The following is a 19,872-nucleotide window of genomic DNA, read 5'->3' on the forward strand; positions in this document are numbered from 1 at the left end:
CCCGGCGAAGCGACACCCGTTCGACAGGTTCCGACCCATGTCCCGCTATAATGTCCGCGAAACCGAAGCCAAGTGGCAGTCCGTCTGGGAAGAGCGCCGCAGCTTCGCCGTCACCGCCGATCCGTCCAAGCCCAAGACCTATGTGCTGGAGATGTTCCCCTATCCGTCGGGGCGCATCCATATGGGCCATGTGCGCAACTACACGATCGGCGATGTGATCGCTCGCTATAAGCGCTCCAAGGGTTTCAACGTCCTGCACCCGATGGGCTGGGACGCGTTCGGCCTGCCGGCGGAAAACGCAGCGCTGGAGCGTAATACCCACCCCGGCACCTGGACGTACGAAAACATCAAGGCCATGCGCGGCCAGTTGAAGACCATGGGTCTGGCCATCGACTGGGACCGCGAGATTGCCACCTGCCGACCGGAATATTACCGGTTCGAGCAGAAGATGTTCCTGGATTTCCTGAAGGCCGGCCTCGCCTATCGCAAGGAAAGCTGGGTCAACTGGGACCCGGTCGACAATACCGTTCTGGCCAATGAGCAGGTGATCGACGGGCGCGGTTGGCGCACGGGTGCCTTGGTGGAAAAGCGCAAGCTCTCCCAGTGGTTCCTGAAGATCACGCATTTCGCGGACGAGCTGCTGTCGGCCATCACCACGCTGGACCGCTGGCCCGAAAAAGTCCGCATCATGCAGGAGAACTGGATCGGCAAGTCCACGGGCTGCCGCTTCTTCTTCCAGCTTTCCGATGGGCATGCCGATCTGGAGGTGTTCACCACCCGTCCGGACACGCTGTTCGGTGCATCCTTCGTGGCGATCAGCCCCAACCATCCGCTGGCCGGCAAGCTGGCCGAGAGCGATGCAGGTCTGGCCGAGTTCATCGCCGAATGCAACCGCATGGGCACCAGCGAAGCCACGCTGGAACAGGCGGAAAAGAAGGGCTGGCGCACGCCGGTGACGGCGGAGCATCCCTTTGTGAAGGGCTGGAATCTGCCCGTCTATGTCGCCAATTTCGTGCTGATGGAATATGGAACCGGCGCCATCTTCGGCTGCCCCGCCCATGATCAGCGCGACCTGGACTTCGCGCGCAAGTACGACCTGCCCGTGAAGCCGGTGGTGGTGCCCGATGGCGAGGACCCGGCGACCTTCGCTGTGGGGATTGAGGCCTATACCGGCCCCGGCAGCATCCGCAATTCCGACTTCCTGGACGGTCTGTCTGTGGAAGAGGGAAAGAAGGCCGCCGTCGCGAAGATCGAGGGCCTGCAGCGCGGGCAGGGGACGACCATGTTCCGCCTGCGCGACTGGGGTGTTTCCCGTCAGCGTTACTGGGGCTGCCCCATCCCCATCATCCATTGCGCCGATTGCGGCGTGGTGCCGGTGCCGGAAGAGCAGTTGCCCGTCACCCTGCCCGCCGACGTGACCTTTGACGCGGCTGGCAACCCGCTGGCCCGCCACGCCACCTGGAAGCATGTGAAGTGCCCCTGCTGTGGCAAGGATGCGGAGCGGGAGACGGACACGTTCGACACGTTCATCGAGTCGAGCTGGTATTTCCTGCGCTTTGCCGACCCGCGCAACGAGCAGGTGGCCTTTGATAAGGAGCTGGTGAAATACTGGCTGCCCGTCGATAATTATATTGGCGGTATCGAGCATGCGGTCCTGCACCTGCTCTATTCCCGCTTCTGGACCCGCGCGCTCAGCCATGTCGGCTATCTGGATCTGCCGGAGCCGTTTGGCGGGCTGTTCACCCAGGGCATGGTGACGCACGCAACCTTCCAGGATGCCGATGGCAAGTGGGTCTTCCCCGTGGATGTCGATATCCAGGGGACCAAGGCCACCAAGATCGCCGACGGTTCCCCTGTCACGGTCGGCCCCGTCATCAAGATGTCGAAGTCCAAGAAGAATGTCGTGGACCCGGAAGGCATCATCGGCAGCTATGGCGCCGATGCCGCGCGCCTGTTCATGATGTCGGACAGCCCGCCCGACCGCGATCTGGAATGGACCGAGGCCGGGATTGACGGTGCCTGGCGCTATATCAACCGCCTGTGGCGTCTGGTGACGGAACCGGGCTTTGCCCTGCCCGCCGCTGATACCGCTGCGCCGGGAAGCTTTGGGACCGAAGCCACCGCCCTGCGCCGCGCCGCGCACAAGGCAGCCGCTGCCGTGGGTGAGGATATCGAGGGCTATCGTTTCAACAGTTCCGTCGCCAAACTGCGCACCTTCACCAATGCACTGGGTGACGCCCTGTCGAAGATGGCGGCCAAGGGCGAGGTACCGGCGGACGAGGCCTGGGCCGCGCGGGAAGCGCTGGAATATATGGCGCAGATCGTACAGCCCGTGATGCCGCATCTGGCCCAACAGATGTGGGAAGAGCTGGGCCATGGTGACCTCCTGGTTGACCGTACCTGGCCCGTCTCCGATGCCGCCCTGCTGGTGGATGACAGCGCGACCGTGGCCGTGCAGGTCAATGGCAAGCTGCGCGCCACCCTGACCCTCGCCCGCGACTGTGCGGAAGCCGTGGCGCGGGAGGCGGCACTGGCCGATGTGAATGTGCAGCGGGCCATGGATGGCAAGGAGCCGCGCAAGATCATCGTGGTGCCGAACCGCATCGTGAATATTGTTGTGTGAGTTTATGGGTCGGAAGGTTGAGGCTTGGTTCAACCTTCCGGCCTGTTTCCCGTAGGTTCTTGGCTAAAGAACCGCAAATTTCTTGAACCAAGCCTCAACGAGGCGTGCCATGGCCCAGCATTTCCCCCGTCTTGCCACCGCCCTGCTGCTGGCCCTCATGCCGGCGGTGCTGGGGGCCTGCGGTTTCAAGCCGGTCTATGGCACAGCGTCCCATGACAGCGCCGTGGGCGCGGCGCTGGCCAATGTACAGATCGACCCGATCGTGGACCGCAACGGTCAGGTCCTGCGCAATAACCTGATTGACCGGTTCTATACCGATGGCCGGCCCGCCAATGCACGCTACCGTCTGGCTGTCGCACTGTCGGCGACGGAGGAGGAGCTGGGTATTCAGAAGGATGCGACCGCCACCCGTGCGCGGCTGCGCCTGCAGGCCAGTTACGAGCTGATCGAGATCAGCACGGGCCAGGTGGTCTATCGCACCTTCTCCCGCTCCATCGTCAGCTTTAACCTGCTGGACAGCCAGTTTGCCGTGCTGGCCACGCGTCAGGACGCCTATGATCGTGGCCTAACCGAACTGGCGGACGATATCCGCACGCGCCTGTCGCTCTATTTCGCGCGCGATAAGCAGTAAGGGGAGGGGGCGTTGAAGGTTCAGCCGAAGAACGCCGACGCCTTTGCCAAGCGCCCGCCGCCGGCCACGCGGCTGGTCCTGCTCTATGGTCCCGATGCCGGTCTGGTGCGGGAACGCGCCAAGACCGCCGCGCAATCGGCCTGTCCCGACCTGTCCGACCCGTTCCGCGTGACTGAAATGAAGGCCGATCAGGTGACCGCCGACCCGGCCCGCTTAGGCGATGAGCTGTCGGCCATGGCCCTGACGGGTGGGCGGCGCGTGGTGCGCGTCCGTGATGCCGACGACAAGCTAGCCGTGACCGTCACTGCTCTGCTGAAAAGCTTTCCTGGCGGCGACACGCTGCTGGTGATCGAAGCCGGCGAGCTGGATGCCCGTTCCAAGCTGCGCAAGGCCGTGGAGGATGCCGGTGACATCGCCGGCGCCATCGCCTGCTATGTGGAGGGCGAGGAGGAACTGGCCGGCACCATCGGGCGCATGATGGCCGACCATGGGCTGCAGATTGATCCCGACGCGCGCGACTGGCTGGCCGGCAATCTGGTCGGTGACCGGTCGATGGCGCGGGGAGAGATCGACAAGCTGGCGATTTACATGCTGGGGCAGAAGCGGGTGACGTTGGAGGATGCCCGCGCGGTCATCGGCGACAGCGCCGCGCTCGACCTGGATGAACCGGCCCAGGCGGCGGCGGGTGGCGACATGGCGGAGGTGGACCGATCCTTACGCCGCCTTTATGCCGATGGTACCGCCACCGTGGCTATCCTGCGGGCCGCCCAGCGCTATTTCCAGCGACTGCACATGGCCGTGGCCCATGTCGCCAAGGGGCAGACGCCACAGGCCGCCGTAAAGGCCCTGCGCCCGCCCGTGTTCTTCAAGCTGGAACCCATCCTGACAGCCCAGATCCGTAACTGGACCTTGCCCAAGCTGCATCAGGCCCTGGACCGGCTGCAGGAGGCGGAGGCGGAGTGCAAACGCACCCATATGCCGGATGAGACCATCTGTTCGCGCGCCTTCTTCCAACTCGCCCAGCTGGCGCGGCGACCTAACTGAACCGCCGGTCACGGCGATGGAGAGCCCCTCATGAACATCGTCATGCTGCTCTATCCCCGCCTGACCCAACTGGACCTGACCGGCCCGTTTGAGGTGTTTGCCCGCCTGCCGGATGTGACGATCATCCTGGCCGGCAAGAGCCTCGACCCCGTGACCGACAGCGGCGGCCTGCGCCTGCTGCCCACCCATACGCTGACCGAAGCGCCCCAGGCCGACATCCTGTTCGTCCCCGGCGGGCCGGGGCAGCTGGACCTGATGGATGACGAAGAGGTGCTGGACTTCCTGCGCGCACAGGCGGCCGGGGCGCGGTACGTCACGTCGGTCTGCACCGGCTCCCTGGTCCTGGCCGCCGCCGGCCTGCTGACCGGCTACCGCGCCACCTGTCACTGGATGTCCCTGGAACAGCTATGCCTGTTCGGCTGTACGCCATCGGAAGACCGCGTGGTCGTGGACCGCAACCGCGTCACAGGCGGCGGCGTCACGTCGGGCATCGACTTCGCCCTGCACCTGACGGCCCTGCTGTTTGACCAAGACCGCGCCGAACGCACCCAACTCTCCATGGAATACAACCCCGTCCCGCCCTTCAACACCGGCCATCCAAACAGCGCCGATCCCGCGATGGTGGAGGCGATGCGGACACGGGCGGCGGGCCTGCAGGAAAAGCGCTGGGTGGCCGCAAGGGCTGCGGCGGCTAGGTTGGGATTGACGGCGCCGCCAGACAAAAACTCGTGAGCTGGTACTGTTCTGGATAGGTTTTCGAGAAGTCCGATTAAAATTTCGGGGAACACCCCCGGTTCAGACAAATTCTCGTGAAGCTCAACAAGAATTTGTGGCACGCTGTCGCCACAGACAAATTCTCATCGGCTTCGCCCCATGCCACACCGCCTGACCGGGAATGAACGCTACGCCGGCCAAATGGGCCTGCGCCACCGCTTTGGCTTGCGCGTGCCGGAGCCGTTCACAATCTCTATCGTGGGAGCAGGGCAGCGTCGCAGCCATACTCAGCCAATCCATCAGATAGAACGCTACCCAGTCAGTTACGACAAGGGCGACGACGCCATCAGCGACCTGAAATTCGCCATCCGCTATGAGCCGTTGGAACTGGGCCTGCTGAAAGCCGCCTTCAGGGCGATGGGGCCAGAACCATTGGAAGATTGGGTCCGGCGGGAACCATCCGGGCAGTTCGCACGGCGTGCTTGGTTTTTGTATGAGTGGTTACTAGGCGAAAGGCTCAACTTGCCTGATGCGACAATCGGCAAACATGTCGGGGTGCTGGACCCCGCGCTACAGATCGGGCTTTATGGAAAACCCTCTCGGCGCCATCGGATTGAGAATAACCTGATTGGGACGCCTGCGCTGTGCCCAACCGTCCGGGTAACGGCAAACTTGAAGGAACTGCAGGCCCTCAACCTCTCAGCACAGGCTAAGAAGCTCCTGGCTGATGCTGATCCACTCATGGTTCTGCGGGCCGTGAACTATATCTACAGCAAGGAGACAAAAAGCACCTTCGCCTTGGAGCGAGAGGACGTGCAGGGATCAAAGGCTGACCGGTTTGTCGCGGCGCTGCAGAACCGGGATAATGCCGACATCGCCTCTGAAGCCGGTCAGACCGCCCTCAACAACCTGATTATCGGCGATTCCCGATATACCGTCACAGGTTGGCGGGAAGAACAGAACTTTGTTGGCGAAAATAGACTAGACAGTCATAACAAAGTTCACTTCATTCCGCCAAGGGCCGAAGACGTTAAATCCTTGATGCTGGGGCTAAAGGACCTTCTTAGGTGTCACCAAATTTCTAAAGACCTACTTTATTGGACTGCAGAACGAAAATTATCACCCGATGAGAGGGAATGGTTAGCTCCAGGACCGTCTCCACATGTTTCGCCCACAGTAGTGTGCGCATTGGCCAGCTTTGCCTTCGTTTTCATCCATCCCTTCATGGATGGCAACGGCCGGCTCCACCGTTTCATTATCCACGATATGCTGGAGCGGTTTGGCTTCACCCCGCCCGGCATTGTCATCCCGGTATCAGCCGTGATGCTGCGGGACCGCCGCGCCTATGATGAAGCGCTTGAACGCTTCTCCGCGTCCATCATGCCCTATATCGACTGGCATTGGCGCGATGATGGCAAGGGCGGGTTTGAGGTGGTGGTGGAGAATGACACCGCCGATCTCTATCGCTATTTCGACGCCACGCCGCAGGTTGAGTATCTCTATCGCTGTATCAAAGAAGCCATCGAGGTCGATCTGCGCAACGAGCTGACCTATGTCGCGCAGTTCGACCGGGGGCTGCGCGCGCTCAACGATCTGAGTGCGATGCCCGACCGCAAGGCGCAGTTGTTCGTCAATCTGGTCATCAGCAATGGCCGCATCGGCGCCGATAAGCGGCAGCGGCATTTTCCGGAACTGACGGATGAAGAGATAGAGCGGTTCGAGGAGGCCGTCAGGGCCGCCAAGGAGGCCGCTACACCGCCACCCGATGACCCGCCGCCGTCAGGGCATTGATCGCTGCGTCCAGCGCCTCTGCCCGGACCAGCACATAATCCGTGTCATAGGTGGCGATGGCGAACAGGCTGATGCAGGCATGGGCCAGCGGGACCGTCAGGGCGGCCAGGATGCCGGTCAGGGCGAAATCCAGGGGTCCTTGCACCTTCAGCGCCCGCCACGGCCCCACGGCCACCACATCGCCCGGAACACGGTCCTGGCGGACCACGATGGACAATTCCTCGTCCGTGCGCGTGATGCTGACAAAGCCCGGACCCGCCGCCCAGGCGGGCAGGGCGGCATTAAGGGCCAGGCGGCAGACGGCCAGATGGTCGGGCAGCAGCGTAAGGGGCAGGGACGGCATCAGGCCCCAGCCGGCAGCTTCACCGGCTCTTCATAGGAGATGACAACGGCGACGCGCCAGCCGGCATCATCATCGCGGCGCAGGACGTAGGAGGTGGAAAACCGCATGATCTCCGCCCGGTCGGCGGAACGCAGCAGCCACAGCACCTCCGCCCGCGCCAGATTCTCACCGCACGGCCAGGCCCAGACCGCCGCCGGCACGGGCCAGGCCAGACCGATATGGCGATAGGTATCCAGCATGCCATCGACATAGGCGCGCATGGCGTCCGGGTCGCCATGCACGATGGGCTTGGCCGCCGTCAGGACCGTCAGGGGTTGATCGAACAGGGCCGACACGCGGTCTGTGTCATAGGCGGCGAAGGCAGCGCTGTAGCCGTTGAAATAGGCGGCGGCTTCGGCGCCGATCTGGCTGCTGTCGGTCATTCTTCTCCCCGGGATTGTTTTCGATGTCGCATGCGCTTCGCTTATGCGACCTACGTGAAGATTGTAGGTCGCATAAGCGAAGCGCATGCGACACCCCCACTCACCGCTTCAAAATGCGGTTCAGCACACTGTCCAGCTGATCCAGCGTGCGATAATGGATCTGGAGGCTACCCTTCTTGCCGGTGCCACTCAGTGTAACCTTAAGGCCCAGGGCCAGGGACATTTCCCGTTCCAGCGCCACCGTATCGGGCGCCTTGTCCTTCACGGCCTTGGTCAGGACCAGCGGTTCCGCCGACATCTGCTTCACCAGCGCTTCGGTCTGGCGGACATTCAGTTCGCGCTTGATGACTTCCTGCGCCGCCGCCATCGGGTCGGGCGCAGTCAGCAGGGCGCGGGCATGACCCATGGACAGGCTGCCATCCTGGACCAGGGCCTTCACATCGTCCGGCAGGGCCAGAAGGCGCAGCATATTGGCGACATGCGACCGGCTTTTGCCGACCGACCGCGCCAGATCCTCCTGCGTGTGGTCGAACTCATCCATCAGGCGCTTATAGCCTTCCGCCTCCTCGAGCGGCGTCAGGTCGGAGCGCTGGATATTCTCGATCAGCGCGATTTCCAGCGCTTCACGGTCGGTCAGGGTGCGGACCAGGACCGGCACTTCGTGCAAACCGGCCAGCTGTGCCGCACGCCAGCGGCGTTCGCCGGCGATGATCTCATAGCTGGCATTGCCCGGCGTAGCGGCGGGGTCTTTGCGCACCAGCAGCGGCTGCAGGATGCCGCGCTCGCGTACACTTTCGACGAGTGCGGTCAACGCCTCCTCGTCAAAGCGGCGGCGCGGCTGGAACTTGCCGGGATGAACCTGATCAATGGGCAGCAACCGGGTCAGGCGGACACGGTCCACCTGCTGCTCTTCCTCCGTCGCCGCCACCTCCCCGAACAGGGCGGACAGGCCACGGCCCAGGCCGGTGCGGGAGTTATTCTTTCTCGGTTCATCCATAGGCCAACTGCCGCTTCCGCTCGCGCTTCAACATCTCGCCCGCCAGATGGATATAGGCCTGTGCACCCGCCGACTTGTGGTCGTAGAGCAGCACCGGCTTGCCATGGCTGGGCGCCTCGGACACCCGCACATTGCGGGGGATCACCGTCTCATAGACCTTTTCCCCGAAGAAGCCACGCACATCGGCGGCCACCATGTCGGACAGGTTATTGCGACGGTCGAACATCGTCAGGACCACGCCGTTAATATCCAGCATGGGGTTGAAGGCGCGCTTCACGCGCTCAATGGTACGGATCAGGTGCGACAGCCCTTCCAGGGCGTAGAATTCGCACTGCAGGGGCACCAGCACGGCATCCGCCGCCGCCAGCGCATTAAGCGTCAGCAGGCCCAGGGCCGGCGGGCAATCGATCAGGATATAGTCGAACCCGCCCGACGATTTCTCCAGGCTGTCCTTCAGCCGGAATTCGCGGCGCTCGACATTGACCAGCTCAACCTCGGCGCCTGACAGGTCCACATTGGCCGTCACCACCCACAGGCCGGGGACGCTGGTAGCCACCGCGACCTCTTCCACCGTCAGGTCGGCGAACAGCAGGTCATAGATACCGAATTCACGGTTGCTCTGCGGGATACCCAGACCGGTGGAGGCATTGCCCTGCGGATCATTATCGATGATCAGCACGCGCTTGCCACAGGCGGCCAAGGCCGTCGCCAGATTGATGGTGGTCGTGGTCTTGCCCACACCGCCCTTCTGGTTGGCAAGGGCGATGATACGGGCACGATGGGCGGGGAGGGTGGTCTGGGCGGCGCTCGGCACTGTCGTTCAACCTCTGTCGTTCGGCTTGTGGCGAGACCGCTTAGCGCGGTGCAAGGTCACTGATACGCAGAACGGTGCCGGCCGGGTCGGTCTGGCTGGGGAACCGCTCAACCCGCATATTCCAGGAATCCTGCACCGCGGTCAATTCATCCTCGGCTGTCCTGCCCTTCGGAAATAGGCAGGTGCCACCCGGTTTCAGCATTCCGTGCGCCCAGGGCAGCAACAGGGTCAGTTCCGCCAGGGCACGGGCCGAAACGACATCGGCGGGGGGCGTGTCCGCCACCTCGATCCGCACGGGATGCACGGTGGCAGGCGCGCCCGTCACCCGGGCCACTTCGCGCAGGAAGGCGGCCTTGCGCACATCCGATTCGACCAGATGCACCTCCGGCACGCCCAGGATCGCCAGGACAAGACCGGGGAAACCGGCGCCGGAACCAAGATCGACCAGCACCTTCGTCCCCTCCGGGATCAGGCTGAAAACCTGCGCGCTGTCGGCCAGATGCCGCGACCAGAGATCGTCCAAGGTCGTCTTGGAGACCAGATTGATGGCCGGGTTCCATTTCTGCAAATGGGCCGCATAGACCTCCAGCTTCGCCAATGTTTCACGTGAAACACCGAAGCGGGACTGGAACTGTTGCGGGCTCATCGGTGGCGGTCCCGGCGGGCGGGGCATGGGCGGCAGCTTGAGCGGTTTAGACGGTTTACGCGGCGCCACGGTCGCCCCCACGCTTCTTGACATGCCGCAACAAGGAGGTGAGTGCAGCCGGCGTCATACCCGGAATACGGGCAGCCGCCCCCAGCGTGGCGGGACGCGTGGCCTTCAGCTTCTGGCGGATTTCCGTCGAAAGGGAGGCGATGCTGTCGGGGTTCAGATCGGCAGGCAGTTCCAGCGCCTCATCCTTGCGGAAGGCGCGGATATCCGCCTCCTGCCGGTCCAGATATCCCGCATACTTGCCATCAATCTCCACCTGCTCCGCAATGTCGGGCGACAGGGATGAGAGTTCTGGCCAGACCTGACACAGACGCGGGAAGTCGATCTCGGGATAGCGCAGCAGGTCCAGCGCGTTACGCCTCACGCCATCCTTGTTGATATGCAGCCCGTGCTTTTCCAGCTCGTTCGGCGTAGCCGACAGGCCTGTGACCAGATCGCGGGCATGCGCCAGGGCCTGCTTCTTCTCCGCCCAATGCGCCTGCCGCCGGCTGCCCACCAGACCGATGGCCAGGCCACGGTCGGTGAGACGCTGGTCGGCATTGTCGGCACGCAGCAGCAGGCGGTATTCAGCCCGGCTGGTGAACATCCGGTAAGGCTCAGACGTGCCGCGCGTGATCAGATCATCAATCAGCACACCGATATAAGCCTCCGCCCGGTCAAGGACGAAGGGTGCCGAACCAGTCACGGCCAACGCCGCATTGACGCCCGCAATCAGCCCCTGTGCGGCTGCTTCCTCATACCCCGTGGTGCCATTGATCTGCCCGGCCAGAAACAGGCGGGGCAGGCGGCGGGTTTCCAACGTCCGGGTCAGTTCACGCGGATCAACATAATCATACTCAATGGCATAGCCGGGCCGGATCATGCGCACATGTTCCAGGCCGGGGATGTTCTTCAGAATATCCAACTGTACATCGCGCGGCAGGGAGGTGGAGATGCCATTGGGATAGACCGTGTCATCATCCAGACCCTCTGGCTCCAGGAAAATCTGGTGCCGTTCCTTATCGGCAAAGCGAACGACCTTATCCTCCACGCTGGGGCAGTAGCGGGGACCCACCCCCTCAATCTGACCCGAATACATGGGCGCGCGGTGGATATTGTCGCGGATGATCCGATGGACCTCCAGCGTGGTGTAGGTGATGGCGCAGTCGATCTGCGGCGTCGTGATGCGGTCGGTCAGGGTGGAGAAGGGCGGGGGCGGATTATCGCCCGGCTGCATCTCCAGCCCTGCCCAATCAATGGTCTTGCCATCCAGGCGCGGAGGCGTGCCCGTCTTCAGCCGGCCCAGGTTAAAGCCCAACTTCTCCAGCGTCAGGGACAGGCCGATGGCGGGTTCTTCACCCACACGGCCCGCGGGGATCTTCTCCTCCCCGATATGGATCAGACCACGCAGGAAGGTGCCGGTGGTCAGGACCACGGCGCCGGAGCGAATTTCACGCCCGTCACCAGTCACGATGCCGGCGCAGGCGCCAGAGGCATCGATGATCAGATCCTCGGCGGCGGCGGCAATGATGTCCAGGTTGGGCTGTTCAGCCAGCGCCTTCTGCATGGCCTGACGGTACAGCTTGCGGTCGGCCTGGGCGCGCGGCCCCCGCACGGCCGGTCCCTTGGACCGGTTCAGGATGCGGAACTGAATACCGCCCTGGTCCGTCACCCGGCCCATGACACCATCCAGCGCATCAATCTCGCGCACGAGATGCCCCTTGCCCAGGCCACCGATGGCCGGGTTGCACGACATCTCGCCAATGGTTTCCGTCTTGTGGGTCACCAGCGCCGTACGGGCCCCCGCACGCGCCGCCGCGGCCGCCGCCTCGCATCCCGCATGGCCGCCGCCAACCACGATCACATCATAGTGCTGCATGGGGCGGGAAGATAAGCGCGCGCGGCGCTCTAGTCAAAGGGCAGGGGCGCATGGGGCACCGTCACTTCCCGATGCAGAAATCGCGGAAGATCACGTCCAGCAGATCCTCCACATCCACCCGACCCGTGATGCGTCCCAGGGCGCGGACGGCCAGACGCACATCCTCCGCCGCCAGTTCCGGCAACGGGGCCTGCAGCGCCCGATGCAAATTCTCCCGACATTCCTCCAGCGCCGACCGATGGCGGGCACGGGTCAGGGCAGGGGCGCCGGAGGGGGCGTAGCGGGCGGCAACAGCCTGTTCCAGGGCCGCCAGCAGGGCAGGCACACCCTCTCCGGTGCGGGCCGAGATCGGCAGGATGGGGCGACCAACCAGCGGTGCGACAGCGCCGGGCAGGTCGGCCTTGTTCATCACCAGGATGGCGTCATCATCGGCCAGGGCCAGGGTGGCCGGGTCAGGCAATTCACCGCCATCAAAGACCAGCAGTTTCAGATCGGCCTTGGCCGCCCGGTCCAGGGCGCGGCGAATGCCCTCTGTTTCCACCAAATCGGCGGCATCGCGCAGGCCCGCCGTATCGGCCAGCAGGACGGGGTAGCCACCCAAATCCAACTGCACCTCAATCACATCACGCGTCGTGCCGGCCTGGTTCGACACAATGGCGACATCGCGTCGGGCAATTGCATTCAGCAGGCTGGATTTGCCGGCATTGGGCGCGCCCAGGATGGCAATTGAGATACCGTCGCGCAGCCGCTCCCCACGGCCCTGATCGGCCAGATGCGCCGACAATTCGGCCACCAGCCCCACCACTACCGGCCGCACGGCATCGGACAGGCCCCCGGGCAGATCCTCATCCGGGAAGTCGATATCGGCCTCCAGATGCGCCAGCGCGCGGGTCAGGCGGTGACGCCAACCGTCATAGAGCTGACCCAGCGCGCCTTCCATCTGGCGCAGCGCCTGACGCCGCTGCGCCGCCGTTTCGGCATCTACCAGATCGGCGATGGCCTCCGCCTCCGTCAGGTCCAGCTTGCCATGCTCGAAGGCACGGCGGCTGAATTCCCCCGGTTCGGCCACGCGCAGGCCTAGACCCGTCAAGGCTTGCGTCGCCGCCGACAGGACGGCACGGCCACCATGCAGATGCAGCTCCACCACATCCTCACCCGTGAAGCTGCCGGGGGTGGGAAAGGACAGGACCAGGGCCTTGTCGAACAGTTCGCCCGTGACCGGGTCACGCAAGCCCACCAATGCCGCCTGTCGCGGCGGGGGTAGGGGCCGGCCCGTCAGCCGCGACAGCACCGCACCGGCATCAGGGCCGGAAATGCGGATTACCTGCACGCCGGCGCGACCGGGGGCAGAGGCCAGGGCGAAGATCGTATCGGCGCGCATCAAGCGTGTTTCACGTGAAACATCAATCAGCCGCCGCCCGGCGGGCGACGATATCGGCGGGCAGCTTGTCGGTGGGCTGCAGCATCAGCCGGTCAACGCGCTTACCCTCCACCAGATGGGTTTGCAGCACCTCATCCACATCCGCCTTGCTGGTCACGGCGTACCAGACACCCTCGGGATAGATGACCAGGACGGGGCCCAGCTCGCAGCGATCCAGGCAGCCGGCATTATTGATGCGTACCGCCTTGCCGAGGCCCAGGCCGGTGGCCTTCTTCTTCATATAGTCGCGCAGCTCATCCCCGCCCTTCTCGCGGCAGCAGCCACGGGGGTGTCCAGCCTCCCGCTCATTGGTGCAGACAAAAACATGGGCGCGGTAATAGGGCGCGGGATCGGCCTTCACGTCGTCACTCACTTCTTACCATCCTTTGTCGGTGCGCCACCCATGGCGCTGGACATCTGTGACCACATCATTTTCTGAAACTGCTCGATGCCCTGCAGCCCCACGGGCAGCCAGGTCTTCATCATGGTTTCCGGGTCCATGGCCTTCATATTAGCCGACATCTGATCCTGCAATTGCTGCATCAGGGCCGTCTGCATGGGCTGCACATCCGGCAGGCCCAGGAAGGTCCGCGCCTCTTCCGGTGTGCAATCGATATTGATGGTCACCTTCATGGCTTCCGGCCTCCCTCTGATCTGGCGCGATTTTTCCCGTACCCTGGGTTTGACACAAGGATAAACTATCTGTTCTTCACAGGCCCGTCATGGATTGGCGTCATGATGGGCAGACCCGGCAAAGGATGAGACATGGCCACGCCCCCGAACAGCGCCCATCGCGGTGCTGGCAATCTGCTGCACCGGGAAACCAGCCCCTATCTGCGCCAGCACATGGACAATCCCGTGGACTGGATGGCATGGGGTGCGCAAGCGCTGAACAAGGCGAAGGCGGAGGGGAAGCCCATCCTGCTGTCGGTCGGCTATGCCGCCTGTCACTGGTGCCATGTCATGGCCCATGAAAGCTTTGAGAACCCCGCCATTGCCAGCCTGATGAACAAGCTGTTCATCAATATCAAGGTCGATCGGGAGGAACGTCCCGACCTGGACCATATTTATCAGCAGGCCTTGAGCTTGTTGGGTCAGCAGGGCGGCTGGCCGCTGACCATGTTCCTGACGCCCGATGGGCACCCGTTCTGGGGTGGTACCTATTTCCCGCCGGAGCGGCGTTGGGGCCGACCGGGCTTTCCAGAAGTGTTGCAGATTGTTGCACAGACCTTTGCGGAAGAACCGGCGAAGGTGGAGCGCAATGTCCAAGCCCTGACCAGTGCCATGGATAATCTGGCCGCCGGACGACCGGGGGATGCTATCACCCCTGACACCCTGATCCAGGTGGCTGACAGGCTGGTGCGTGAGGTAGATCCCGTCTGGGGCGGGATCGGCAATGCACCGAAATTCCCGCAGCCGGGCATTTTCGACCTGCTGTGGCGTGCGTTCCGTCATACGGGGCGGCAGCAATTCGCCACCGCGACGATCCAGACAGTGACGCGCATGGCCCAGGGCGGCATCTATGACCATCTGGGTGGCGGCTTCGCCCGTTACTCCGTGGATGCGGAATGGCTGGTCCCGCATTTCGAAAAGATGCTTTACGACAATGCCCAGCTGATCGACCTGATGCTGACCGTGTGGCAGGAAACGCGCGATCCGCTGCTGCAGGCCCGGATTACCGAAACGGCCGATTGGGTCCTGGCTGAGATGGTGGCAGAGGATGGAGGCTTCGCCGCCTCCCTGGATGCCGACAGCGAGGGGGAGGAGGGCAAGTTTTATGTCTGGACCGACGGAGAAATCCGCCGCCTGATGCCCGCCGATGATGCCGACCTGTTCTGCCGCATCTATGGCGTGATGGTGGAGGGCAACTGGGAAGGCCACACGATCCTGAACCGCATGCATGAGAACGGTCTGGCGGATGCAGGCACCGAGGCCATTCTCGCCCGCTGTCGCACCATCCTTCTATCGGCCCGTGCGGGGCGGGTGCGACCCGGCTGGGACGACAAGGTTCTGGCCGATTGGAATGGCCTGATGATTGCGGCTCTGGCACGGGCCGGGGCCGTTCTGGACCGGGCAGATTGGCTTTCGGCGGCCACCCGTGCCTTCGGTTTTGTCGTCGACCGCATGTCCACCGCTGATGGACGCCTGCTGCATTCATTCCGCGATGGGCAGGCACGCCATCGCGGCACCCTGGAGGACCATGTCAACATGGCACGGTCCGCCATCACCCTTTATGAGGTGACGGGGCAGGGTGCTTATCTAACCCAGGCCATCAGCTGGCTGGAGAAGGTGGAACGACATTTCCATGATGATGGCGACGGCGGCTATTTCATCACGGCGGATGATGCCGATGATCTGATCCGCCGCCCGCGACATGCCCATGACAATGCCGTTCCCGCCGGCAATGGCACCCTGGTCGGGCTGTTCAGCCGTCTATGGCTGCTGACGGGGGAGGATATCTGGCGGCAGCGGGCCGATGCCCTGATCACCGCGTTCGCCGGCGAAGTAGGGCGGAACTTCTTCCCGCTTGCCGGGTTCTTGAACGGCGTGGATCTGCGTCTGCATGGCCAGATGCTGGTGATTGTCGGTGACGCGGACGATGCCAGGACCGCCGCCCTGCGCCGCGTGGCGCTGGAGAAATGGCATCCAAATCTCGTCCTGCTCTGTCGCGGAGCGAATGATCCGATACTGCCCCCGCATCATCCCGCCGCAGGCAAAAGCATGGTTAAAGGCCATGCGACCGCTTATCTTTGTCAGGAACAGCATTGTTCGGCCCCCGTGACGGCGGCCACAGACCTTGCCGCCCTGCTGGGCGGATGATCCCGCTCCATTTCATCTGTCGATTACAAGGAAGGATATCCCGATGCCCGACGTTTCGATCCAGTCGTCCGATGGCAGCTTTGGCGCCTATCTGGCCGCCCCGGCCAGCGGCAAGGGCCCGGCCATGATCATCATCCAGGAAATTTTTGGCGTTAACGCCAACCTGCGCGCCATTGCGGACAAATATGCCGCCGCCGGCTATTTCGCTATCGCACCCGACCTGTTCTGGCGGCAGGAACCGGGCGTGCAGATCACCGATCAGAGCGAAGCCGAATGGCAAAAGGCGTTTCAGCTCTATCAGGGTTTCAACGAGGTGAAGGGGGTGGAGGATCTGGCCACCACCCTGTCCTTCATCCGTCAGTATCCCGGCGTCACGGGCAAGGTCGGCTGCGTCGGTTTCTGCCTGGGTGGCAAGCTGGCTTATCTGATGGCAACGCGCACCGATATCGATGCCTCCGTCTCCTATTACGGGGTCGGCATCGACAAGGATATCGGGGAAGTGTCAGCCATCACCAAGCCGCTGCTGCTGCACATCGCGGGTCAAGACGGGTTCGTACCACCGGAGGCGCAGAACGCCATCAAGGAGGCTGTGGCCGGCAATTTCCTGGTGGAGGTCCATGTCTATCCCGAACGCGACCACGCCTTCACGCGCATCGGCGGCAAGCATTACCATGATGGCGATGCGCAACTGGCCCATGGCCGCTCTGCCGAGTTCCTGAAGAAGCATCTGGGCTGATTGCCCATCGCCGGGATGCGCCCCATCGCATCCCGGCCCCCCATTTCCAAGGTCACATCATGACGAACGCCATCCTTGTCGAACAGACGGGCGGGCCAGAGGTTCTGCGCTGGCATAAGGTGCAGATCGGCAAACCGGGTCCGGGCCAGGCACTGATCCGGCATACCGCCATCGGCCTGAACTTCATTGATGTCTATTTCCGCACCGGCCTGTATCCCGCCCCCTTACCCTTCACGCCGGGCATGGAGGGGGCGGGGATTGTGGAAGCGGTGGGCGAGGGGGTGACCGGCCTCGCACCCGGCGACCGGGTCGGTTATGGCCAATCGCCGCTGGGTGCCTATGCCGAGCATCGGCTGATCCCGGCGGACAAGCTGATCCTTCTGCCCGACTGGCTCAGTGATGAGGTTGCAGCCTCCATGCTGCTGCAGGGCTTGACGGCGCAGTATCTTCTGCGTCAGACGTTCCACGTGAAACAGGGCGATATTGTCCTGATCCATGCCGCCGCCGGCGGGGTGGGTTCCATTGCCTGCCAATGGGCAAACGCCTTGGGTGCCATCGTCATCGGCACGGTGGGATCGGCGGAGAAGGCGGCGTTGGCAACCGCCAATGGCTGCCACCATGTCATCCTTTATCGCGACGAGGATGTGGTCGCCCGCGTACGTGAGGTCACGGGCGGGCAGGGCGTTGACGTCGTCTATGACGGTGTCGGCAAGGATACGTTCGACCGCTCTCTGGATTGTCTGCGCCGACGCGGCCTGATGGTCAGCTATGGCAACGCCTCCGGTGCGGTACCGCCCTTTGATATCGGCGTGTTGAACCGCAAGGGCGGCCTGTTCCTGACCCGGCCATCGGTACAGCATTATGCCGGCACACGGGACGAATTGGTGTCCATGGCGGACGATCTGTTCGCCGTGGTGAAGGCAGGACAAGTGAAGGTGCAGGTCAATCAGCGTTTCGCCCTGCGCGACGTGGCCAACGCCCACCGCGCACTGGAAGCACGGGCAACCACCGGCGCGACGGTCCTGATCCCTTGATCACACGCTCCTGATCCAGCCTTCCACCACCTGCTCCAGTACAGTCAGAGGTACCGACCCATTGCCCAGGACGGTATCGTGGAAGTGTTTGATATCGAAGCGGCTGCCCAGCCGCTTCTTCGCCCGCTCCCGCAGTTCCAGTATCTTCTGCATGCCGACATAATAGGCGCAGGCTTGGCCGGGATAGACGATGTAGCGGTCAACCTCCCGCTCCGCCACCTCCCGCGTGAAGGCGGAATTGGCCACGAAATAGTCGATGGCCTGTGCCCGCGTCCAACGCTTGGCATGGATGCCCGTATCCATGACCAGACGCAGCGCCCGCCACAGGGAGAAGGTCAGGCGCCCGAAATCGGAATAGGGATCGGCATAGAAACCCAGCTCCTTGGGCAGCCGTTCCGAATAAAGGCCCCATCCTTCGACATAGGCGGTGTGGAAATCATGCCGGCGGAAGTCCGGCAGGCCCGTCACCTCCTGCGCCAGGGCGATCTGCATATGGTGGCCGGGAATACCTTCATGGAAGGCCAGAACCTCCATCTGCCAGATCGGCATCTCCTTCATATTGGACAGGTTGACATAATAGATGCCGGGGCGGGACCCGTCGGTCGCCGGCTGGCTGTAGCGAGCGATAGTGGAACTGGCTTCGCGGTAGCGCTCAAACCGCTGCACCACCAGCGGGGCCTTGGGCTTCAGGTTGAACTGCCCGTCCAGCACGTCCTTGACCCGATCCAGGATCAGATTGGCCCCCTTGATATAGGCCTCACGGCCCGCATCATCCTCTGCGAAATAGAACTGGCGGTCGGTGCGCAGGAACTGGTTGAAGGCTTGAAGATCACCCTTGAAGCCGACCTTGTCCTTGATCGTTTCCATCTCTGCATGGATGCGCTTCACCTCCGCTAGACCCAGCACATGAACATCTGAGGCCTTCAGGGGCAGGGTGGTATGGCGGGACAAGCAATGCTGATAATAGGCGTTGCCATCGGGCAGCTTCCACACCCCGTCGCGATCATCGGCCTTGGCCAGTAAGCCTTCCATGGCGCTGGCCAGACGGGCCCAGGCGGGCGCAAAGCGGGCGGAGAGCAGGTTCTCCGCCTCTGCCACCAGTGCCGCCTTGTCGGCGGCCGGCAGGTCCAGTGCCTCCACCTTGCGCCGGAAGCCGGCCAGCAGCGCCGTCTCCTGCCCCCCACCCGACACAAAGGGCCGGCCCGTCAGCACGGCGCGGGTAGCCGCCAGCGCCTTCTCCATGGAAAAGCGTGGGGCGATCACGCCCTTGTCAGCACGTTCCTGCAGCGCCTGGATCAACTGATCAACGGGCTGATCGATGCGGGTCACGCGCGCCAGCCAGGCCTGTGCCCCCACCTTGTCCCGGATCGGGTGATAGGTGGTCAGGGTGTCGATGATCTCACTGTGGCGGCCATTAAAATGGTCGGCGGGATAGTCATTCCCGCGCCAGCGCGCAGCCGCCAGCTTCGCCTCTGCCTGATATTCCCACAGCGCCTTGTTCAGCCGCCCATTGGCGGACAGTTTCGCATCGGGGAAGTCACGGCGCAGGGTGGCAAGATCGGCCCGCAGGGCCGCGTCATCGGCGGCCAGGGCAGCATCAGACAGATCGTCCCAGGCCCCCTGATCACCCGGAAGCCCCAGGGAGGTACGCAGTTCCGGAGATTTTGCGGCCTGGCGGGCAAAGCATTCGGCAAAGAATGCGTCCAGGGCCGGGTCGGTCCCGGTGGCCTGCGCCGGCCCGCTCAACATACCGCCGGCGATGCTCCAGGCGGCCAGACCGCAGCAGGAACAGAAAAAGCCACGGCGACCGATGACCGGTTGATTGCCGCTTCCACCCATTACCCACCCCCTTGTTCTTCAGGCAAGGAAGAGTGGCGCAAGCGATGTGGGACGGCAAGGGGGCGCAGGCCATT

At 63.4% G+C, this 19,872-nt stretch carries 18 protein-coding genes; 8 read left to right on the plus strand and 10 right to left on the minus strand.

Annotated elements, in window-relative coordinates; all coding sequences use genetic code 11:
* Window positions 1-37: 37 nt before the first annotated feature.
* The 5 genes from leuS to ACT6Q8_RS17880 all read left to right on the plus strand — a co-directional run bounded on the left by leuS (window position 38) and on the right by ACT6Q8_RS17880 (window position 6,803).
* Window positions 38-2,623 (plus strand): leucine--tRNA ligase, encoded by a 2,586-nt coding sequence (gene leuS, locus ACT6Q8_RS17860; protein ID WP_444733523.1) that lies wholly within the window; start codon window positions 38-40, stop codon window positions 2,621-2,623.
* Between the two features lie 109 nt (window positions 2,624-2,732).
* Window positions 2,733-3,254: an LPS assembly lipoprotein LptE gene (gene lptE, locus ACT6Q8_RS17865; RefSeq protein WP_054168049.1), complete on the plus strand. Its 522-nt coding sequence runs from the start codon at window positions 2,733-2,735 to the stop codon at window positions 3,252-3,254.
* 12 nt (window positions 3,255-3,266) lie between these two features.
* On the plus strand, window positions 3,267-4,298 hold the full coding sequence (holA, locus tag ACT6Q8_RS17870) for a DNA polymerase III subunit delta (RefSeq protein ID WP_444733522.1): 1,032 nt from the start codon (window positions 3,267-3,269) through the stop codon (window positions 4,296-4,298).
* Between the two features lie 30 nt (window positions 4,299-4,328).
* Complete coding sequence (locus ACT6Q8_RS17875; protein WP_444733521.1) at window positions 4,329-5,030, plus strand: DJ-1/PfpI family protein; 702 nt, start codon at window positions 4,329-4,331, stop codon at window positions 5,028-5,030.
* Window positions 5,031-5,171: 141 nt separating this feature from the next.
* A complete protein-coding gene (locus tag ACT6Q8_RS17880) occupies window positions 5,172-6,803 on the plus strand; it encodes a Fic family protein (protein WP_082372296.1) in 1,632 nt (543 codons plus the stop codon).
* Here ACT6Q8_RS17880 and ACT6Q8_RS17885 read toward each other — a convergent pair.
* From ACT6Q8_RS17885 to ACT6Q8_RS17925, 9 genes are all read right to left on the minus strand, one after another.
* Window positions 6,763-7,146, minus strand: a complete 384-nt coding sequence (locus tag ACT6Q8_RS17885) for an ACT domain-containing protein (RefSeq protein ID WP_444733520.1) — start codon at window positions 7,144-7,146, stop codon at window positions 6,763-6,765. The genes ACT6Q8_RS17880 and ACT6Q8_RS17885 overlap by 41 nt on opposite strands.
* Complete coding sequence (locus ACT6Q8_RS17890) at window positions 7,146-7,568, minus strand: DUF6841 family protein (RefSeq protein ID WP_054168044.1); 423 nt, start codon at window positions 7,566-7,568, stop codon at window positions 7,146-7,148. Before ACT6Q8_RS17890 ends, ACT6Q8_RS17885 begins: the two co-directional genes overlap by 1 nt.
* Before the next feature lie 100 nt (window positions 7,569-7,668).
* Window positions 7,669-8,565 carry a ParB/RepB/Spo0J family partition protein gene (locus ACT6Q8_RS17895; RefSeq protein ID WP_054168043.1) on the minus strand — a complete coding sequence of 299 codons (897 nt, stop codon included), beginning with the start codon at window positions 8,563-8,565 and terminating at the stop codon, window positions 7,669-7,671.
* Window positions 8,558-9,379, minus strand: a complete 822-nt coding sequence (locus ACT6Q8_RS17900; protein ID WP_444733519.1) for a ParA family protein — start codon at window positions 9,377-9,379, stop codon at window positions 8,558-8,560. The genes ACT6Q8_RS17895 and ACT6Q8_RS17900 overlap by 8 nt, the downstream gene beginning before the upstream one ends.
* 40 nt (window positions 9,380-9,419) lie before the next feature.
* The gene (gene rsmG, locus ACT6Q8_RS17905; RefSeq protein WP_444733518.1) at window positions 9,420-10,025 is read right to left on the minus strand and encodes a 16S rRNA (guanine(527)-N(7))-methyltransferase RsmG; all 606 of its coding nucleotides are present in this window, start codon (window positions 10,023-10,025) and stop codon (window positions 9,420-9,422) included.
* Between the two features lie 55 nt (window positions 10,026-10,080).
* Window positions 10,081-11,949 (minus strand): tRNA uridine-5-carboxymethylaminomethyl(34) synthesis enzyme MnmG, encoded by a 1,869-nt coding sequence (gene mnmG / locus ACT6Q8_RS17910; RefSeq protein ID WP_444733517.1) that lies wholly within the window; start codon window positions 11,947-11,949, stop codon window positions 10,081-10,083.
* Between the two features lie 61 nt (window positions 11,950-12,010).
* On the minus strand, window positions 12,011-13,330 hold the full coding sequence (gene mnmE / locus ACT6Q8_RS17915; protein WP_054168039.1) for a tRNA uridine-5-carboxymethylaminomethyl(34) synthesis GTPase MnmE: 1,320 nt from the start codon (window positions 13,328-13,330) through the stop codon (window positions 12,011-12,013).
* 22 nt (window positions 13,331-13,352) lie between these two features.
* Window positions 13,353-13,742, minus strand: a complete 390-nt coding sequence (locus tag ACT6Q8_RS17920; protein ID WP_054168038.1) for a (2Fe-2S) ferredoxin domain-containing protein — start codon at window positions 13,740-13,742, stop codon at window positions 13,353-13,355.
* Window positions 13,739-14,002 carry a DUF6489 family protein gene (locus ACT6Q8_RS17925; protein ID WP_054168037.1) on the minus strand — a complete coding sequence of 88 codons (264 nt, stop codon included), beginning with the start codon at window positions 14,000-14,002 and terminating at the stop codon, window positions 13,739-13,741. Before ACT6Q8_RS17925 ends, ACT6Q8_RS17920 begins: the two co-directional genes overlap by 4 nt.
* 132 nt (window positions 14,003-14,134) lie before the next feature.
* Between ACT6Q8_RS17925 and ACT6Q8_RS17930 the strand changes: the two genes are divergently transcribed.
* The 3 genes from ACT6Q8_RS17930 to ACT6Q8_RS17940 are packed head-to-tail and all read left to right on the plus strand — an operon-like array spanning window position 14,135 to window position 17,959.
* Window positions 14,135-16,189, plus strand: a complete 2,055-nt coding sequence (locus ACT6Q8_RS17930) for a thioredoxin domain-containing protein (RefSeq protein WP_444733516.1) — start codon at window positions 14,135-14,137, stop codon at window positions 16,187-16,189.
* 43 nt (window positions 16,190-16,232) lie between these two features.
* A complete protein-coding gene (locus tag ACT6Q8_RS17935; RefSeq protein ID WP_054168035.1) occupies window positions 16,233-16,925 on the plus strand; it encodes a dienelactone hydrolase family protein in 693 nt (230 codons plus the stop codon).
* A gap of 59 nt (window positions 16,926-16,984) precedes the next feature.
* Entirely contained in the window at window positions 16,985-17,959 is a 975-nt protein-coding gene (locus ACT6Q8_RS17940) for a quinone oxidoreductase family protein (protein ID WP_444733515.1), read from the plus strand.
* Here ACT6Q8_RS17940 and ACT6Q8_RS17945 read toward each other — a convergent pair whose 3' ends face one another.
* Entirely contained in the window at window positions 17,960-19,798 is a 1,839-nt protein-coding gene (locus tag ACT6Q8_RS17945) for a DUF885 domain-containing protein (RefSeq protein WP_444733514.1), read from the minus strand.
* Between the last annotated feature and the right edge of the window lie 74 nt (window positions 19,799-19,872).

Source organism: Niveispirillum sp. (assembly GCF_052437035.1).
Taxonomy (GTDB): Bacteria; Pseudomonadota; Alphaproteobacteria; order Azospirillales; family Azospirillaceae; genus Niveispirillum.

What these genes read in the sequence shown, in the direction of transcription:
- leuS (WP_444733523.1), top strand. Translation starts at nt 38, where the DNA reads ATGTCCCGCTATAATGTCCGCGAAACCGAAGCCAAGTGGCAGTCCGTC.
- lptE (WP_054168049.1), top strand. Translation starts at nt 2,733, where the DNA reads ATGGCCCAGCATTTCCCCCGTCTTGCCACCGCCCTGCTGCTGGCCCTC.
- ACT6Q8_RS17875 (WP_444733521.1), top strand. Translation starts at nt 4,329, where the DNA reads ATGAACATCGTCATGCTGCTCTATCCCCGCCTGACCCAACTGGACCTG.
- ACT6Q8_RS17880 (WP_082372296.1), top strand. Translation starts at nt 5,172, where the DNA reads ATGCCACACCGCCTGACCGGGAATGAACGCTACGCCGGCCAAATGGGC.
- ACT6Q8_RS17885 (WP_444733520.1), bottom strand. Translation starts at nt 7,146, where the DNA reads ATGCCGTCCCTGCCCCTTACGCTGCTGCCCGACCATCTGGCCGTCTGC.
- ACT6Q8_RS17890 (WP_054168044.1), bottom strand. Translation starts at nt 7,568, where the DNA reads ATGACCGACAGCAGCCAGATCGGCGCCGAAGCCGCCGCCTATTTCAAC.
- ACT6Q8_RS17895 (WP_054168043.1), bottom strand. Translation starts at nt 8,565, where the DNA reads ATGGATGAACCGAGAAAGAATAACTCCCGCACCGGCCTGGGCCGTGGC.
- rsmG (WP_444733518.1), bottom strand. Translation starts at nt 10,025, where the DNA reads ATGAGCCCGCAACAGTTCCAGTCCCGCTTCGGTGTTTCACGTGAAACA.
- mnmG (WP_444733517.1), bottom strand. Translation starts at nt 11,949, where the DNA reads ATGCAGCACTATGATGTGATCGTGGTTGGCGGCGGCCATGCGGGATGC.
- mnmE (WP_054168039.1), bottom strand. Translation starts at nt 13,330, where the DNA reads ATGCGCGCCGATACGATCTTCGCCCTGGCCTCTGCCCCCGGTCGCGCC.
- ACT6Q8_RS17925 (WP_054168037.1), bottom strand. Translation starts at nt 14,002, where the DNA reads ATGAAGGTGACCATCAATATCGATTGCACACCGGAAGAGGCGCGGACC.
- ACT6Q8_RS17930 (WP_444733516.1), top strand. Translation starts at nt 14,135, where the DNA reads ATGGCCACGCCCCCGAACAGCGCCCATCGCGGTGCTGGCAATCTGCTG.
- ACT6Q8_RS17935 (WP_054168035.1), top strand. Translation starts at nt 16,233, where the DNA reads ATGCCCGACGTTTCGATCCAGTCGTCCGATGGCAGCTTTGGCGCCTAT.
- ACT6Q8_RS17940 (WP_444733515.1), top strand. Translation starts at nt 16,985, where the DNA reads ATGACGAACGCCATCCTTGTCGAACAGACGGGCGGGCCAGAGGTTCTG.
- ACT6Q8_RS17945 (WP_444733514.1), bottom strand. Translation starts at nt 19,798, where the DNA reads ATGGGTGGAAGCGGCAATCAACCGGTCATCGGTCGCCGTGGCTTTTTC.